The sequence below is a fragment of the Promicromonospora aerolata genome, from assembly GCF_042682255.1.
Taxonomy (GTDB): domain Bacteria; phylum Actinomycetota; class Actinomycetes; order Actinomycetales; family Cellulomonadaceae; genus Promicromonospora; species Promicromonospora aerolata.
The window spans coordinates 3,639,146-3,655,585 of sequence record NZ_JBHUHF010000001.1; the positions used below are offsets into that span (position 1 = coordinate 3,639,146).

Consider the following 16,440-nt stretch of genomic DNA (forward strand, 5'->3'; position numbering starts at 1 on the left):
GTCGCCGTCGGCCGTCCTGCGCGCGTACCCCGTGATCGCGCCCGGATCTCCCCCGGTTCCGGGCGCAATCGCGGGGTAGGAGTCGCGACAGCGGTCAGACCGGGGAGCTCAGCGGGTCCGGGTCCGGCTGGACCCGGCCCGTCGCCGTCTCGTACGCGAAGCCCTCGCGCACCCAGTACTCGAATCCGCCGAGCATCTCCTTGACCTGGTAACCGAGCTTCGCGAACTCGAGCGCGGCCTTGGTCGCGGCATTGCAGCCAGGACCCCAGCAGTAGGTGACGACCGGCAGGTCCCGGTCGATGGTCTGCTCGGCCCGCAGCCTGACCTTGCCGCCGGGCAGGTGCACCGCGCCGGGAATGTGGCCCTGGTCCCACGACTCCTGGGAGCGGGCATCGACGAGGGTGAACGGGACGCCGGCAGCCAGATCGGCGTGGACGTCGGCGACGTCGGTCTCGAAGGCGAGCCGCTCGGCGAAGTGCGCGACGGCGGCGGAGGTGTCCTGGGAGGTCGTCATAGCCAGAGTGTGCGGAGGCTGCGCCGGCACGGCAAGTGCCGAGAGCCCCACGGTTTCTGAAGTGTTGATAAGGCGTACTGCTCCAGCGCAGGTCGCCCACGCGCGACCTCAGGACGACCGGACCGGTCAGCCCGTTCGGTGCGGTCACCTCGCGCAGTCCGTCGCCGCCTCGCGCAGGAACTGGACCACCCGCCGCGCACGGAACATCAGCGCGTACCCGATCGCTATCACGTGGCCCACCACGCGCATCGTCTCGTTGACCGCGCCCTCGAGCAGGGTGTCCTCGTCGTCGACCACCCCGTCCCGGGCCGACCGCAGGCTGAGGATCCTGGCGCGGTCGTCCGGGCCCAGCTCGTCGAGGAGCTTCGGCACGGTCGACAGCGACTGCGCGAAGGGTGCGTTGTGCAGGAGCACCGGCTTGATGATGTCCTCGGGTTCGAGGAACTTTCCGGCGATGATCACGACGGCGACGATCGAGCGCCGTCGGGCGTACGCGGCGAGGACCGCGCCCGCCCCCGCGGAGGCGCCCATGAGTGCGACGCGCTCGCCCCGCTCCTCGTAGCGCTCCACCATCTCGTCGAGCCGGTCCAGGCGTTCCTGGAAGGACGCGTCGGACGACCACCGGACCCGGAACATCGTGGTGCGCACCCCCAGGGCGCGCCAGGTGCGCAGCGCCTCGCGCTGGAGGTGCACCAGAGGCGGCAGCCGGTCGCCCAGCCCGGGCACGAAGATCACGCGGATCGGGGCCTTGCCGGGCGGGGCGGCGGAGCTCCGAGTGACGCCGTCGAGCACGGGGAGGCCACTGTCGCCGCTGGTCAGGTGCTCGCTCATGTCGCGCAGGAGATTACACGGCTGACGGGTCGGAGAGGCCCGGACGGGTCAGACCCACAGGCCACCGCGGTGACCTGTGAGTCTGACCCGTCGCTGCACGGTGGCTCCGCAGCTCAGCGGTTCAGGAAAGGCGCCAGCTGGGGGTCGTCGAGCTCGAGCGGCCGGACGGAACGCGCGCGGGCCTTCAGTGTCTCCAGGTCCGCCCCCGAGTCCAGGATCCAGAAGCGAGCGCCGTCCTTCTGCCAGCGCAGGCTCGGTGGGTTGGCCGACACCCCCGGGAGGCCCGGGCTGTAGAGGGCGACTCCGCCGTCGAACTCGACCGCCGTCTGGTCACGGCCGTCCCCGAGGCTCGCCTCGATCGGTTCCGTGACCGGCCACGTCACCCAGAGGTATGACGAGACCTCGTCGTGTCGCATCCGCCAGAGATACATCGTCTCCTCGGGCTCGACCTCCGGTGTCGCTGTCCGCTCGAACCCGTCGGGCACGGGGCCGGTCACGGAGCCGTCCGCGCCATAGGCGAGGCTGTTCAGGATCGTGCGGAACACCTCGACCGAGATGCCCCCGGCCTGGGCGTACCACGGGTGGCCGTCCTCGCCGACCCACTCCACGGAGTGGTCACCCGTCTCGCTCGTGCCCACCTCCGCCTCGCCCAGGAGCGCATCGGGCGCGGCCCGACCCTCGGTCGGCACTCGTCTCCCCGCGTACACGGCGACCACCCGATCATCCGCCACGTCAGCGAACACCAGTGTGGCGATATGCCCCGCGCACCCCGCCGGTGCCCCCTGCAGCGTCGGCGCGGCCGTCACGGGGATGTCGGGCAGGGTCCAGCCATGCTGCAGCAGGTCTGGCCACTGCGACGACGGGATCTCCGGTGCTCCGTCCAGGCTCATGGTGAGCGCATCGCACTGCAGGTCCGACGCCTCATCGGGCGTGGCCGACGGCGACGGGGTCGGGCTCGTCGACGGATCCGGCACGCTGACCCGCGGCCCCACGTCCGCCGGCTGCGCGATGTCTCCGATCAGGACGGCGCTCGCAGCCCCGAGGCCGACGAGCAGCACGCTCGCGGTCAGCGCCACGAGCCCACGGCCCATGGTCCAGGTGCGCTGAGCACCCGGATCGCCCGGACCCCGCCGGCCGTCCACGGCGAGCGCACCATCGGCCCGCTCACTCCGGAGACTCCTGTCGAGGGCGGCGCGGGAGATCTCGAGACCCTCGCTGTCCACAGGGTCAGTCGGTGCAAGATTCCGCAGGTCGTCGTACATCGTGCGGTTCATCGGGCCCTCCTCACGGTGGTGTCGGCGACGTCGGCGGAGTCAGCGGTACCGGCCGCGAGGGTCGAGCCGCCCTCGCGCGACGCGGTAGGGACTGGGAGCCGCGCACTCTCGGACTCGAGCCGGCGGCGGGCCCGGGAGAGTCGCATCTTGAACGCCGCGACGGAGCACCCGGCGACCTGTGCGGCCTCGGCCGGCGCGAGCCCGTCCCATCCGGTGAGCAGCAGCGCCTCGCGGTCCTTCGGAGGAAGCCGGAGCAGAACCGAGATCAGCGCGTCGCGCCGGCTCACCGTCAGCACGGTGTCCTCGGTCACCCGGGCGACACGCTCCAGCCGGACGAGCTGTTCCTCGGCCGCGCTCCGCCGTCGGGCAGCGCGGCGCTGGTTGCGCACCACGTTGCGCGCCACCACCAGGAGCCAGGGCAGTGGGTCACCGGGCAGGCCGGCCAACCGACGCCACGCGACGAGGAAGGTCTCGGACACCACTTCCTGCGCGTCGTGCGGGTCCACGTGCCGCAGCGCGTACGCCTGGACCCGCCACGCGTAGGAGCGCCAGAGCTCGCTGATCCGGTCCTCGTCCGACGGGGGATCGCCGTCGGACAGACTTCGTATGGTCGTCACGTCTCTGCAATGTCCGCTCGGGCGCCGGGGTAACAAGCATGCCGACGATCTCACCCAGCGGGCCTCTCGGCCGCGGGCGGCGGCGGACGGCGTCAGCGGATGAGCGTCGGGGTCGCCTCACGGAGGCGCCGGGTGTACTCGTGCCGCGGGTCGTCGTAGACCTGGCCGGTAGGCCCCTGCTCCACGATCCGGCCGTCGTGCATCACCGCGACGTGGTCGCAGACGTGCCGCACCACGCCCAGGTCGTGCGACACGAGCAGGAGGGTCAGGGAGTGCTCGTCCGCCAGCCGTGCGAGCAGGTCCAGCACCTGCCGCCGCACGGAGACGTCGAGGGCGCTGACCGGCTCGTCCGCCACGAGGATGCGCGGCCGGCACACCAGGGCCCGCGCGATGGCGATGCGTTGTCGCTGCCCGCCCGAGAACTGGTGCGGGTACCGCTCGGTGGCGTCGAGCGGCAGGCCGACGGCGTCGAGCATCTCGCGTACGGCGTCCCGGCGGGCGGCCGCCGTCCGCGGGCCGCCGACCCGGACGTTCGCGGGGTTCAGGAGCGGCTCCGCCACGATGTCGCCCACGGTCATGCGGGGGTCGAGCGAGCCGTACGGGTCCTGGAACACGAGCTGCAGGGCGGCGCGCAGGTCACCCAGCTCGTGCGGCGTGGCCGGCAGGTGCACACCGGCGCTGGTGACCCGGCCCGACGTCGCGCGGTCCAGCCCCGCCACGATCCGCAGCAGCGTGGACTTGCCCGAGCCGGACTCGCCCACGATCCCGAAGCGCTGCCCCTCCTGGACCTGGAGGGAGACGCCTGCCAGCGCATGCACCACCTGGCCCCGGCTCTGGTAGGTGCGGGTGACGTCCTCGACGCGGAGGAGAGCAGGTTCCGGGCCGGCGGGGGACTCGACGAGCGGTTCCCGAGCCGGTCGACCGGCGACCAGCGACGGCCGCTCGGCCAACGGTTCGAGGGTCGACGCCGCCAGCAGCCGCCTCGTGTACTCGTGCCGGGGCTGCGCGAACACCTGGGCGACGGTGCCCTCCTCGACCACCACGCCGTCGAGCAGCACCACCACCCGCTCGCAGACCTGGGACACGACCGCGAGGTCGTGCGTGATGAACAGGAGCCCGGCCCCCCGGTCCTCGACGAGCCGCACCATGAGGTCCAGCACCTGACGCTGCACGGTGACGTCGAGGGCCGTCGTCGGCTCGTCCGCCACCAGCACCGCCGGGTCGTTGGCCAGCGCCATCGCCAGCACCACCCGCTGCTGCTGCCCGCCGGACAGCTCGTGCGGGTAGCGCCGGGCGGCGCCGTCGGGCAGCCCCACCTCGCCCAGCAGCTCCGCGGCCCGCGCCGCGGCGTCCGGGTGGGTCGCGCCGTGCACGGTCATCGTCTCGGCCACCTGTCGACCCACCCGCATCAGCGGGTTCAGGGCCGTCATCGGCTCCTGGAACACCATCGAGACCGCCTGACCGCGCAGGCGCGCCAGTGCACGCTCGCCCCGGTCCAGGAGGTTTCCCGGCACCTCGGCGAGGGCGACGTGCCCGGTCGCCGCCACGCCGTCGGGCAGCAGGCCGAGGGCCGCGAGGGCGGTCATCGTCTTGCCCGAACCGGACTCGCCGATCAGGCCGACGCGCTCGCCCGGCGCGACCTGGAGGGACACGTCGGACAGGAGCGTGCGGCCGCCACTGGTACGGACGGTGAGGCCGCGCACGTCGAGGGCCGGGTTCGGCTCCCCCGCCGGGGCTCCCGGAGCAGCCGGTGCCCCCTGTGCCGGCCGGCCGGCGACCGGCGATCCCGTCGCGGTGGGGGAGACCGCCGAGAGCCTCGGGTCGAGCACGTCACGCAGCCCGTCGCCCAGCAGGTTGAACCCGAGCACCGCCACCGCGACGGCGACGCCGGGCACGATCGCGAGGTGGTCGGCGACACCGAGGAACTGCTGCGACTCCTGCAGCATCCGGCCCCAGGACGGCGTCGGCGGGGGTGTGCCCAGGCCGAGGAAGGACAGGCCGGCCTCCGCCAGCACCGCGATCGCGAAGTTCACCGAGCACTGCACCAGCACCATGCCGCTGATGTTGGGCAGCACGTGCCGCGCGGCGATCGCGCGCTCGCCGCGGTTCGCCGCCCGGGCGGCGAGCACGTAGTCGGAACGCATCACCTGGAGCGTCCCGCTGCGGGCCACGCGGGCGAAGGCCGGGATCGAGCCGATGCCGAGCGCGACCATCGCCGTCACCGTGCCCGCGCCGTAGACGGCGCCCAGCACGATCGCGAGCAGCAGGCCGGGGAATGCCAGCAGGAGGTCGCTGCCCCGCATCAGGAAGGCGCCGAGCCGCCCACCGCGCATCCCCGCGAGCACGCCGAGCGGCACACCGATGGTCGCGGCGATCCCGACGGCGACCACGCCCACCAGCAGCGTGATCTGCGCACCCGCCATGACCTGGGAGAACACGTCCCGGCCGAACCGGTCGGTGCCCAGCCAGTGCTCGGCTCCCGGCGGCAGGAGCCGTGGGGCACCCGCATGCTCCGGGTCGTACGGCGTCCAGACCAGCGATACGAGGGCCGTGAGCACGACCAGCCCCACCAGCACCGCGCCGATCACGAGCTGGGGATGCAGGCCGGGACGGCGGGCCTCGCCGACCGGACCGAGGTCCGGCAGCGGCTGGCCGACGGCGGCCGGGTCCGGACCGCTCATGACGTCCTCCGCAGTCGCGGGTCCAGCAGCGTGTAGGCCAGGTCGACCAGGAAGTTCAGCAGCACGACCAGCACCACGAGCACCGCCACGATCGACTGCACGGCGAGCAGGTCACGGTTGCCCACCGAGTCCAGCAGCAGGCTGCCGAGGCCGGGCACGGCGAAGACCCGCTCGATCGCCACGGCCCCGATCAGCATCGAGGCGATCTGCACGCCCACCACCGTCACGATCGGCACGCCGGCGTTCCGCAGCCCGTGCCTGACCAGGGCGCTAGCGAACGTGAGCCCCTTGGCACGGGCGGTGCGCAGAAAGTCCTCGCGCATGATCTCCAGCACCGCGCTGCGCACGTATCGCGTGACGATGGCGGCCTGCACCGACCCCAGCGCGACGGCGGGCAGCACCACGTGCCGCGCGAACTCCCCGAGCCCGTCGGCGGGTGCCGCCCAGCCGCCCGCGGGCAGCCAGCCCAGCCGCACCGCGAACAGCGCCACCAGCAGCACACCAACCAGGAAGTTCGGCACGGCCACGCCCACCTGGCTCACCGCGGAGAGCGTCACGCCGCCCGCGTTCCGGTGCCAGACGGCGGCCAGGGTGCCGACCGGCACAGCCACGACCAGGGCGATCAGCATGCCGAGCAGCACCAGGATGCCCGTCACCTGGACCCGGTCCGCGACGAGCGGCGTGAGGTCCTGGGCGGTCACATGGCTGGTGCCGAGGTCGCCGGTGAGTAGCCCACCGACCCATTCGAGGTACTGGGTGACCAGCGGTCCGTCCGTGCCGTGCTCGGCACGCCAGGCCGCGAGGGCTTCGGGAGACGCCTCGATTCCGAGCGCGACCACCGCTGGGTCACCGGGCAGCACCCGCAGCAGGACGAAGATGAGGGACGTCGCCACGAGGAGCGTGGCGACGAGCTGGGCGAGGTGCGAGGCGAGGTGTCTGGCCACGTGGTGTCCGGCGGTCGGCCCGCGTCAGCCGTCGGACCAGCGCAGGCCGGTCAGGTCCATCGACTCCGTCGTCGCGTTCGCGGCGATGCCCGTCAGGCGAGCGTCGGCCACCACGGTGTTGGGGAAGAGGAAGAGCGGGTTGCTCGCCGCGTCGTCGACGATCATCCGTGCGACCTCCTGCATGCCTGCGACGTACTCGTCGGGGCTGCCGCGATCGGCTTCCTGCGCGACCTGGGTGAGCCTCGGGTTGTCGTAGCCGATGTAGTAGTCGGGGTCGCCGAAGATGGTCAGCAGGTCCCTGGCCTCGGTGTGGAGGATCACCGACATCTGGTAGTCGTGCTTGGTGAACACCTTGTCCAGCCAGACGGCCGGGAACTCCGCCGGCACGATCGTCGCCTCGATACCGACGTCCTGGAGCTGGGACACCACGACCTGCGCCACGGCCTCCGCATAGGGGCGGGTCGGCACGTCGAACGTGATGCTCAGGTCCTCGGCGCCGGCCTCGGCGAGCAGTTCCCGGGCCTTTGCGGGATCGTGCGGGTAGGCGCCGGTCAGGTCCTGGTAGTACGGGTCGGTGGGCGGCACCATCGAACCGATCAGCTGCCCGTGTCCGGCCCACGCCGTATCGAGCACGGCCTGGCGATCGATCGCGTACATGATCGCGCGGCGCACCCTGAGGTCGTCGAACGGTGGTTCGTCGTTGTTCAGCGCGAGCAGCACCTCACCCGTCGAGGTGCCGTCGATGACCTGCAGCTCCTCGTTCTGCTCGAGGCCGGCCAGCAGGTCGGGCGCCTGCAGGTTGTACGCCATGTCGACGTCCCCGGCGCGGACCGCGTTGGCCTGGGCGTTGGCGTCCGCGAAGTAGCGCACGGTGACGTCAGCGATCGCGGGCGCCTCCCCCCAGTAGTCGTCGCGGGCCGCGAGCCGGACGTGCTCGCCGGTCGCGACCTCCTCGACCGTGTAGGGGCCGGTGCCGACGGCCTCGGTCGCGAGGTCCACGGAGAGGTCGTCCGGAAACATGGCGCCGACGGACGTACCCATGTCGAACAGCCATGCATTGCTCGGACGTTCGAGGGTCACCGCGACCCTGGTGTCACTGATCGCCTCCGCCTTGGCCACCACGTCCATCTTGGACTTCAGGCTGAGCGTCCAGTCCTCCTTGACCCGGTCGATCGAGGCCACGACGTCGTCGGCGGTGAACGGCGAGCCGTCGGAGAACGTCACGCCCTCGTGGAGCGTGAACGTGTACCTGGTGCGGTCCCCGTCGACCTCCCACGACTCGGCGAGCTGGGCCTGCACCTCGCCTTCCTGGTCGATGGTCACCAGGCCCTCGTACACGTTGTTCATCAGCAGCTGCGGGATGGCGGAGCCCGACGTCGTCGTGAAGTCGAGGTTGGTCGGCTCTCCCGTCAGGCCGACCACGACGTCCGTGCGCGCCTCGTCCTCGCCGCCGGCGGAGCTCCCGGCGGAGCACGCCCCGAGGAGGGCCAAAGCGGTGAGGGCGGCGACGGCGCCGGCGGCGCGGCGCCTGGTGAGGATCTGCACGAATCCAGGGTAGTCGGGGTTGACTCCTTGCTGGTCAGGGCCCGGGAAGTGCGGCAGGGATCACAGCGGCTCCGTCCTGGCGACGCGGCAAATAGGCTGTCCTCGTGCGCCTCGTCACCTGGAACGTCAACTCCATCCGCACGCGGGTCGACCGCGTGCTCGCCTTTCTCGACCGGTCGCAGACCGACGTGCTGGCGATCCAGGAGACCAAGTGTCGGGACGACCAGTTCCCGACCGCGGCGTTCGAGGCCGCGGGGTACGAGGTGGCGCACTTCGGGCTGTCGCAGTGGAACGGTGTGGCGATCGCTTCACGGGTAGGTCTCGACGACGTCGCCACCCACTTCCCGGAGCAGCCCGGTTTCGCCAAGGCGATCATCGAGGACGGCCCGGACCCCCTGCTCGACGTCGTGCCACCGATCGAGGCGCGCGCGATCGGCGCGACCTGCGGTGGTGTCCGCGTCTGGAGTCTCTACGTGCCGCACGGCCGCGCGCTCGGCGACCCGCACTACACCTACAAGCTGGCCTGGCTGGAGGCGTTGCGGACCGCGGCGCAGACCTGGGCCGCCGACGGCGACGCCGTCGCACTCATGGGCGACTGGAACGTGATCCCGCTCGACACCGACGTGTACGACGTCACGGCGTTCGAGGGGAAGACGCACGTGTCCTTGCCGGAACGGGCCGCGTTCGATGCCTTTGGCGCGGCCGGGTACACGGAGCTGACCCGCACGTTCCTCCCAGACGAGCACATCTACACCTACTGGGACTACCAACAGCTCGCCTTCCCCCGGAACAAGGGGCTGCGGATCGACTTCTGCTGGGCGTCGCCCGCACTCGCCGGGCGGGCGTCGGCTGCCGCGATCGACCGGGACGAGCGCAAGGGCAAGGGCGCGTCCGACCACGTCCCTGTGATCGTCGACCTGACCGACTGACGCCTTTCCGTACGGGACAGGACGTCCCGAGGTTCCACCCGCGATGGGGAAATCAGCGGGTGAAATTGTCCATAAATGGAGCGCACTCGGAGCGTGCACCGCCCTGGTGACAAGGTCGTTGCCGAATGTCGGTAAGTTAACCCGCATGACGTCGACGCCCGACCAGTCCCCGGCCGCCACCGAAGTCGCCAAGATCCCTGCCACGGATCCTGTCGAGCCGGCGTCCGCGGTCGAGGCGGAGCAGGATCCCGCGCCGGACACCACCGTTGAGAGCGGTGGCCCTGCCGCCGACACCGAGGTGTCCGAACAGGACGAGCCGAGCGAACCGTCGCCGGGCGCGGATGCGCCGGACGACGATGCGCCGGACGACGATGCGCCGGACGACGAGGACGTGCCGGACGATCTTTTGCCGGGTGCGGATGCGGCAGAGGAGCCGGACGCGGATGCGGCGGAGGAGCCGGGCGACGAGGACGTGTCCGACGCCGACCTGACGTCGCCCGACAGCGCTGCCGAGACGACCGGCGATGAGGCGGCGTCGACCGCCGCCAGAATTTCCGAGGCGACCGCCCCCGACACGGCGGCAAAGGCCACCAAGGCTGGGAGCGCCGACGCGGCGACACCGGCCGATCCGGCGGCACCGGCCACCGCTACGGGGTCCGAGACCACCCTGGTCGAATCCGACGTAGCAGCCGGGACTACCGGAGCGGCTGCCCCGGCAGCCGCGGCGGACGCCGATCACGCGGCGGCGGCAGATGCCGAACCCGTGGCGGCAAATTCTGACCCCGCGGTGACAGGCGCCGACCCCGTGGTGACGGACGCTGACCCAGCGGATGCGGAGGCGGCCGAGGCGGCTGCGCCGGCCGTTGAGAAGCAGGCTCCCCCGGCCGCTGAGGCAGCGACACCGCCCGCACCCGCCTCGGCCGCTGCGCCCACGGAGGAGATCAGCATCGTGCCGCCGGCCGCGCGGCCGCAGCCGGCGCGGCCCGCGCCGACCTCCGCCGACCTGACACCGGCCGCACCGGATGTGGCTTCGGCTTCAGCTTCGGCGACTCCGGCACCGGCCGAGAAGATCGACGAAACCCCCTCCAGCTCCAGCGCTGCTGCCGCTCCCGGCGCCGGCTCCGGGGTGGGCACGTCCGGACCTGCCGGCAAGGAGCCCAGCGACCGGACGGCCGCGGACCGTGCGACGGAATCAGCCATCGACGAGCCGTTCGACTTCAGGGCGCTCTCCTTCGCCGCGATCGCCGAGGCGCACAAGAAGGCGCTCGGGCCGCGCACCGTCGCCGGGGATCCGGAGACGGACGAGGACCAGAGCGCCGAGGACCAGAAGCCCGGGGACCACGACTCCGGGGACCAGGACTCCGGTGACGGGGCCGCCGCCGAGGAAGCACCGAGCGCGGACACGCCAGAGGCACCCGGCGCGCCGGCCGGAGCGGCCGGGGCGGCAGCAACGCCCGTGGAGCAGGTCCCCGCCCAGCCGGACGAGCTCTTCGCTTCGCCCGCCGCCTACCCGCCACCCGCTGCCCCGCCGAGCCCGTTCCCGACGCCCGCCACGTCCCCGCAGTACCAGCCCGACGCGCCAGGACGCGCCCCGCAGCAGCAGCCGTCTCCGTTCCCTGCCGCACGCAGCGCGTCCGCGTACGAGTTCCCGGCCGTGCAGGGCTACGCACCTGAGGCCACCTACGCCGGCTGGCAGCCGCCGACGGCGGCGGACGAGGCTGCCAAGCGTCGACGGTTCACCATGATCGGCGGCGCCATCGCGGCCGTCGTGGCCGTGGTGGTGGTCGTCGCCATCATCGTGAACGTGGCCAACCGGCAGCAGTGGGAGCCGATCGAGGCGATGATCGCGGAGCCGCGAGAGGTACACCCGCTACAGCTGGTGCTCGGGTCCTGCGTGGAGGAGATCCCCGAGGACGGTGAGGTCTCGGAGGTTCTCGCCGTTCCGTGCGACGCCTCGCACACCGCCCAGGTGGTGGGCCGCACCGATTTCGCCGACGCTGCCGTCTGGCCGGGGCGGGACGAGGTCGACAAGCGGGTGGCCCTGGTGTGCGGCACCAAGCAGCTCGGCCCCGTGGCACGCACGAGCGACCTCGCCGATTCGGTGAGCTACGTGGTCTGGGGACCCAGCGCGGAGTCGTGGGACGACGGCGACCGCGTCGGCCTGTGCCTCGCGACCACCAGCGAGCCCATCACGCAGGATCTCCTGCAGTGACCGTCAGCGTCGTCGGTGGCCGGCCGACACCGCCGTCCAGGAGCGTCTGACCCAGCGGAGTCAGCGCGTGGACCACCGTATTGCGCTCGCGTCCGCTGGTGATGAGTCCGGCGTTGCGGAGCACCGTGGCGTGTTCCGACGCCGATGCCGGCGAGATCGCCAGCCGCTGCGCGATCTCGCTGGTCGTGGCCCCTGTGCCGAGCGCGCGGAGCACAGCGGCCCGGGTACGGCCGAGGAGGGCGGTGAGCTGACGGCCGCCGTCGGACCGGGCCTCGAGACGTCGGTCCGCCCCGACCTGCTCGTGCGTGATCGGATAGAGCAGCACGGGCGGCAGGTCAGCATCGGCCAACGTGATGGGTGCCCGCACGCAGAAGTACGACGGGATGATCAGCAGGCCCCGCCCGGCCAGGTGCACGTCCCGCTCGGCGGCGGTCACCACCGACAGCACGGGGTGCTGCCACCGGACCGACGGGTGCAGCGTGCGCAGCGCGTGCTCGGTTCCACCCTCGACCCAGGCGCGGGTACGCGCCGCGCGGTCGGCGTCGACGGCAGCCCGGATCCCGCTCCAGTAGGGGCCCACGGCCTGCTCGTAATAGGCACGCATCGCCACGCCGAGCCCGCGCAGGGCCGGGGCGGAGCCTCCGGCGAGGTCGCGCATCCAGACGTGCGGCTTGTGCCCGCGGGCCAGCAGCGAGATGTCGTTGCCCAGCCGCACGCTCGGGGTGGACAGCACCGCGTCGAGCCCGGTCTCGAAGTCGTCGGTGCCGGTCACCGGCGTGAGGAAATCGGGCGAGTACCCGCGTGGTGGCGTCAGGCTCAGCAGCATCCGCGCCGCCGGCCGCAGGCCGGACAGCACCCGCTGCCGCCAGGCCCCGAACGGTGCGCTGCCCGAACGCTGGTTCACCACATGGGCACTGAGCAGCAGCTCCCACATGGGGTCCGGGCCCGCAGCGATCCGGACCCGCGCAAGATCATCCGAAGTGAAGTGGAACCTCAGCATCAGGCCCTCCCTGACCGTCTGCCCTCCCTTGGCCCCCGTCGGCTCGCCCCCCGCGTGCCCTGACTGTCCGGGACCGTCCGCGGCTCACCGCGCACGGCTTCGCCCGCACACCCAGAGGGACGTACAGGATTTCCGGTTCTGGGCGATCGGACAGCCACCTTCACAACACCATCACACGCTGGTGCTCGCCCGGCCGGTCACCCGGTCGTTCCTCGTCGCTCCAGGATCGCAGGCGTACCCCAGCACCACATCGACCGATCCGCGTAGTCCGGTGTACGTCGAACGACGTACACCGGGCCGCTCGATCACGCGGTCAGCACCTTGCGGTCGAGGGTCAGCCCCTCGCCGTCCGCACGGTCCACGACGACCGTGTCGCCGTCGGACACCTCGCCCGCGAGCAGCAGCCGCGCCAGGCGGTCGCCGATCTCCCGCTGCACCAGGCGACGCAGCGGCCGCGCGCCGTACGCCGGGTCGAAACCCTCCAGCGCGAGCCACTCCCGTGCCGCCTCCGTCACGTCGAGCGTGATGCGACGGTCCTCGAGACGCTTCGCGAAGGCGCCGACCTGCAGTTCCACGATGCTGCCGAGCTCCGCCAGGGTCAGCGCGTCGAAGACCACCACGTCATCGAGCCGGTTGAGGAACTCGGGCTTGAACGAGGCACGCACGGCCGTCATCACGGACTCGCGCCGCTCGTCGTCCGACAGCATCGGTTCCACGAGGAACTGCGACCCGAGGTTCGAGGTCAGGACCAGGATCGTGTTGCGGAAGTCGACGGTACGACCCTGACCGTCGGTGAGCCGCCCGTCGTCGAGCACCTGGAGCAGCACGTCGAAGACCTCGGGATGCGCCTTCTCCACCTCGTCGAGCAGCACCACCGAGTAGGGCCGACGCCGGACGGCCTCGGTCAGCTGACCACCCTCCTCGTAGCCGACATAGCCCGGAGGCGCACCGACGAGCCGGGCGACGGAGTGCTTCTCCCCGTACTCGGACATGTCGATGCGCACCATGGCGCGCTCGTCGTCGAACAGGAAGTCGGCCAGCGCCTTGGCGAGCTCGGTCTTGCCGACACCCGTGGGGCCGAGGAACAGGAAGGAGCCGGTCGGCCGGTCGGGGTCGGAGACCCCGGCCCTGGTGCGCCGTACTGCGTCGGACACCGCTGCCACCGCGGCCTGCTGGCCGATGAGGCGCTGCCCGAGGACCTCCTCCATGTGCAGGAGCTTCTCGGACTCGCCCTGCAGCAGCCGACCGGCGGGGATGCCGGTCCACGCGGCGACCACCTCGGCGATCTCGTCGGCGCCCACCTTGTCGGCGATCATCGGCGGTTCGGCATGCTCCGGGCCCGTCCCCTGCAGGTCGTCCGCCGAACTGGCCTCCGCCTCCTCTGCGGCCACGAGCTCTTTCTCGACCACCGGGATCTCGCCGTACTGGACACGCGCGGCCCCTTCGAGGTCACCCTCACGCAGCTTGCGCTCGGCGTCGGTGCGCAGCTGGTCGAGCCGAGCCCGCAGATCGCCGACGCGGTTGTGCCCTGCCTTCTCCGACTCCCAGCGGGCGGTGAGCGCGGCCAGCGCCTCCCGGCGGTCCGCAAGATCGGCCCGGAGCCGCTGCAGGCGCTCCTGGGAGGCGGCATCCTCCGAGTCGGACAGCACCACCTCCTCCATCTCGAGACGCGTGACCGCGCGCTGCAGCTCGTCGACCTCCACGGGGGACGAGTCAAGCTCCATGCGCAGCCGCGACGCCGCCTCGTCGACCAGGTCGATCGCCTTGTCGGGAAGCTGGCGCCCCGAGATGTACCGGTCCGAGAGCGAGGCCGCGGCCACGAGCGCGGAGTCGGCGATCGTGACCTTGTGGTGCGCCTCGTAGCGCTCCTTGAGCCCGCGCAGGATGGCCACCGTGTCCTCGACCGAGGGCTCCCCCACGAACACCTGCTGGAACCGCCGCTCCAGGGCCGGGTCCTTCTCGATGTGCTCGCGGTACTCGTCGAGCGTGGTGGCGCCCACCATGCGCAGCTCGCCACGCGCCAGCATCGGCTTGAGCATGTTGCCGGCGTCCATGGCGCCCTCGCCGCCCGCGCCCGCACCGACCACGGTGTGCAGCTCGTCGATGAAGGTGACCACCTCGCCGTCCGACGCGGTGATCTCCTCGAGCACCGCCTTGAGGCGCTCCTCGAACTCGCCGCGGTACTTGGCGCCGGCCACCATCGAGGCCAGGTCCAGCGCGACCAGGCGCTTGCCCTTGAGGGACTCGGGTACGTCGCCGGCGACGACCCGCTGCGCGAGCCCCTCGACGACGGCGGTCTTGCCGACGCCGGGCTCACCGATGAGCACGGGGTTGTTCTTGGTGCGACGGCTCAGGACCTGGATCACCCGGCGGATCTCGGAGTCCCGGCCGATCACCGGATCCAGCTTGCCGTCACGGGCACGCTGCGTCAGGTCGGTGCCGTACTGCTCGAGCGCCTTGTACGTGCCCTCCGGGTTGGGGCTCGTGACCCGTCCGGACCCCCGGACGGCGGGCAGCGCCGCCCGCAGCGCGTCCGCGGTGGCCCCCGCGCCGGACAGGATCTGTGCCGCGGAGGACTGCCCTGCCGCGACCGCGATGAGCAGGTGCTCCGTGGACACGTACTCGTCCCCGAGGCCCTGCGCCTCCTTCGACGCCAGTTCCAGGACCGTCGCCATGGCACGGCTCGCGCTCGGCTGGGCGGTGCTCGCGCCGCTGGCCTGGGGCAGCGCGACGAGGGCCGCGCGTACCTGCTGGCCGATGGCCTGCGCGTTCGCCCCGACCGCGTCGAGCAGCCCGGTCGCGACACCGCGCTCCTGCTGGAGCAGCGACGCGAGCAGGTGGATCGGCTCGAGCTGCGGGTTGCCGGCTGCCGACGCCGACTGGATGGCGTCGCCGATCGCCTGCTGCGACATGGTCGTGAACTTGGTGTCCATGAGGCCTCCCAGGGATGCTGAAGTCTGCACGAGATGAAACGAGGTCAAAGTTGAGTCTACCCCGCTCAACCTTGGAATTCACTGTAGTGCGTGCCACCCGCACCGACCCGACGAGCTGCGCGCAGGCCATCGCCGCACACCTGAGATCATCTCAAGGTGACCGAGCAGACTGACGACTCCCTGACTCCACCTCGTGCCGCCGTCGTCGGGATCGTCGGTGGAGCCTTCTCCGGTCTGTTCGGGCTCGGCGGCGGCATCGTGATGGTGCCGCTCCTGACCTCGCTCGGCGGCCTCACGCAACGTCGGGCGAGCGCCTACTCCCTCGCGGCGATCCTCCCCGCGGCGATCGTCGGATCCATCCCGTACCTGACGCACGACGCGGTCGACCTGATCGCCGCCGGGCTGCTCGTCGTGGGTGCGGTGATCGGCGCCGTGGTCGGGGCACGGCTGCTCGCCCGCGTCCCCGAGACCCTGCTGCGCTGGATGTTCGTCGGGGTGCTCGTGCTGGGGATCGTGCGGACCCTGCTCGACGCGTTCGGGGAGCCGCCGTCGGTCGACAGCGCCGAAGGCCTGCCCAGCCTGCTCGACGGTGCGGGGATGATCGGGCTCGGTCTCGTCATGGGGATCGCGTCCGGGCTGCTCGGCATCGGGGGCGGCCAGATCGCCGTCCCGGGTCTGTCCGCGCTGTTCGACTTCGCACCAGCGCTCGCCAAGGGGACGTCCCTGGTGGCGATGATCCCCACCGCCGTCTCGGGTACCTGGGTCAACACCCGCAACCGCCTGGTCCACCTGCGGACGGCGGCGATCATCGGCGCCGTGGCCTCGGTCTTCTCGTTCGGTGGCGCGAGCCTGTCGGTCGTGCTGCCGCCCAGGATCGCGTCGATCGCGTTCGCCGCGCTGCTCGTGTTCGCGCTGGCACAACAGGTGCGCAAGGCCCTGCAGCGACACCGACCCTGACCC

General features: G+C 71.9%; 12 protein-coding genes. 3 read left to right on the top strand and 9 right to left on the bottom strand.

Going from position 1 to position 16,440, the window contains the following annotated elements; all coding sequences use genetic code 11:
• Positions 1-94: 94 nt before the first annotated feature.
• The 7 genes from ACFSL2_RS16255 to ACFSL2_RS16285 all read right to left on the bottom strand — a co-directional run bounded on the left by ACFSL2_RS16255 (position 95) and on the right by ACFSL2_RS16285 (position 8,400).
• On the bottom strand, positions 95-514 hold the full coding sequence (locus ACFSL2_RS16255; protein ID WP_377198830.1) for a rhodanese-like domain-containing protein: 420 nt from the start codon (positions 512-514) through the stop codon (positions 95-97).
• A gap of 144 nt (positions 515-658) precedes the next feature.
• Entirely contained in the window at positions 659-1,345 is a 687-nt protein-coding gene (locus ACFSL2_RS16260) for an alpha/beta hydrolase (protein ID WP_377198831.1), read from the bottom strand.
• A 113-nt stretch (positions 1,346-1,458) separates the two neighbouring features.
• Positions 1,459-2,619, bottom strand: coding sequence for a hypothetical protein (locus ACFSL2_RS16265; RefSeq protein ID WP_377198832.1), 1,161 nt, complete (start codon positions 2,617-2,619; stop codon positions 1,459-1,461).
• Positions 2,616-3,236 (bottom strand): RNA polymerase sigma factor, encoded by a 621-nt coding sequence (locus ACFSL2_RS16270; RefSeq protein WP_377198833.1) that lies wholly within the window; start codon positions 3,234-3,236, stop codon positions 2,616-2,618. Before ACFSL2_RS16270 ends, ACFSL2_RS16265 begins: the two co-directional genes overlap by 4 nt.
• A 92-nt stretch (positions 3,237-3,328) precedes the next feature.
• The gene (locus tag ACFSL2_RS16275; RefSeq protein WP_377198834.1) at positions 3,329-5,917 is read right to left on the bottom strand and encodes a dipeptide ABC transporter ATP-binding protein; all 2,589 of its coding nucleotides are present in this window, start codon (positions 5,915-5,917) and stop codon (positions 3,329-3,331) included.
• Positions 5,914-6,861, bottom strand: coding sequence for an ABC transporter permease (locus ACFSL2_RS16280; RefSeq protein ID WP_377198835.1), 948 nt, complete (start codon positions 6,859-6,861; stop codon positions 5,914-5,916). Before ACFSL2_RS16280 ends, ACFSL2_RS16275 begins: the two co-directional genes overlap by 4 nt.
• Positions 6,862-6,885: 24 nt before the next feature.
• Positions 6,886-8,400 carry an ABC transporter substrate-binding protein gene (locus tag ACFSL2_RS16285; protein WP_377200839.1) on the bottom strand — a complete coding sequence of 505 codons (1,515 nt, stop codon included), beginning with the start codon at positions 8,398-8,400 and terminating at the stop codon, positions 6,886-6,888.
• A 110-nt stretch (positions 8,401-8,510) separates the two neighbouring features.
• Here ACFSL2_RS16285 and ACFSL2_RS16290 point away from each other — a divergent pair, with 110 nt between their 5' ends.
• Both ACFSL2_RS16290 and ACFSL2_RS16295 read left to right on the top strand, forming a co-directional pair.
• The gene (locus tag ACFSL2_RS16290; protein WP_377198836.1) at positions 8,511-9,335 is read left to right on the top strand and encodes an exodeoxyribonuclease III; all 825 of its coding nucleotides are present in this window, start codon (positions 8,511-8,513) and stop codon (positions 9,333-9,335) included.
• Between the two features lie 145 nt (positions 9,336-9,480).
• Positions 9,481-11,547 carry a septum formation family protein gene (locus tag ACFSL2_RS16295; protein WP_377198837.1) on the top strand — a complete coding sequence of 689 codons (2,067 nt, stop codon included), beginning with the start codon at positions 9,481-9,483 and terminating at the stop codon, positions 11,545-11,547.
• Here ACFSL2_RS16295 and ACFSL2_RS16300 read toward each other — a convergent pair.
• Together ACFSL2_RS16300 and clpB are read right to left on the bottom strand one after the other, a co-directional pair.
• Entirely contained in the window at positions 11,525-12,547 is a 1,023-nt protein-coding gene (locus ACFSL2_RS16300) for an ArsR/SmtB family transcription factor (protein WP_377198838.1), read from the bottom strand. The genes ACFSL2_RS16295 and ACFSL2_RS16300 overlap by 23 nt on opposite strands.
• 305 nt (positions 12,548-12,852) lie before the next feature.
• Positions 12,853-15,480, bottom strand: coding sequence for an ATP-dependent chaperone ClpB (gene clpB, locus ACFSL2_RS16305; protein ID WP_377198839.1), 2,628 nt, complete (start codon positions 15,478-15,480; stop codon positions 12,853-12,855).
• Between the two features lie 156 nt (positions 15,481-15,636).
• On the opposite strand from clpB, the gene ACFSL2_RS16310 reads away from it, so the two are divergent.
• Positions 15,637-16,437 carry a sulfite exporter TauE/SafE family protein gene (locus tag ACFSL2_RS16310; protein WP_377198840.1) on the top strand — a complete coding sequence of 267 codons (801 nt, stop codon included), beginning with the start codon at positions 15,637-15,639 and terminating at the stop codon, positions 16,435-16,437.
• Positions 16,438-16,440 lie beyond the last annotated feature (3 nt).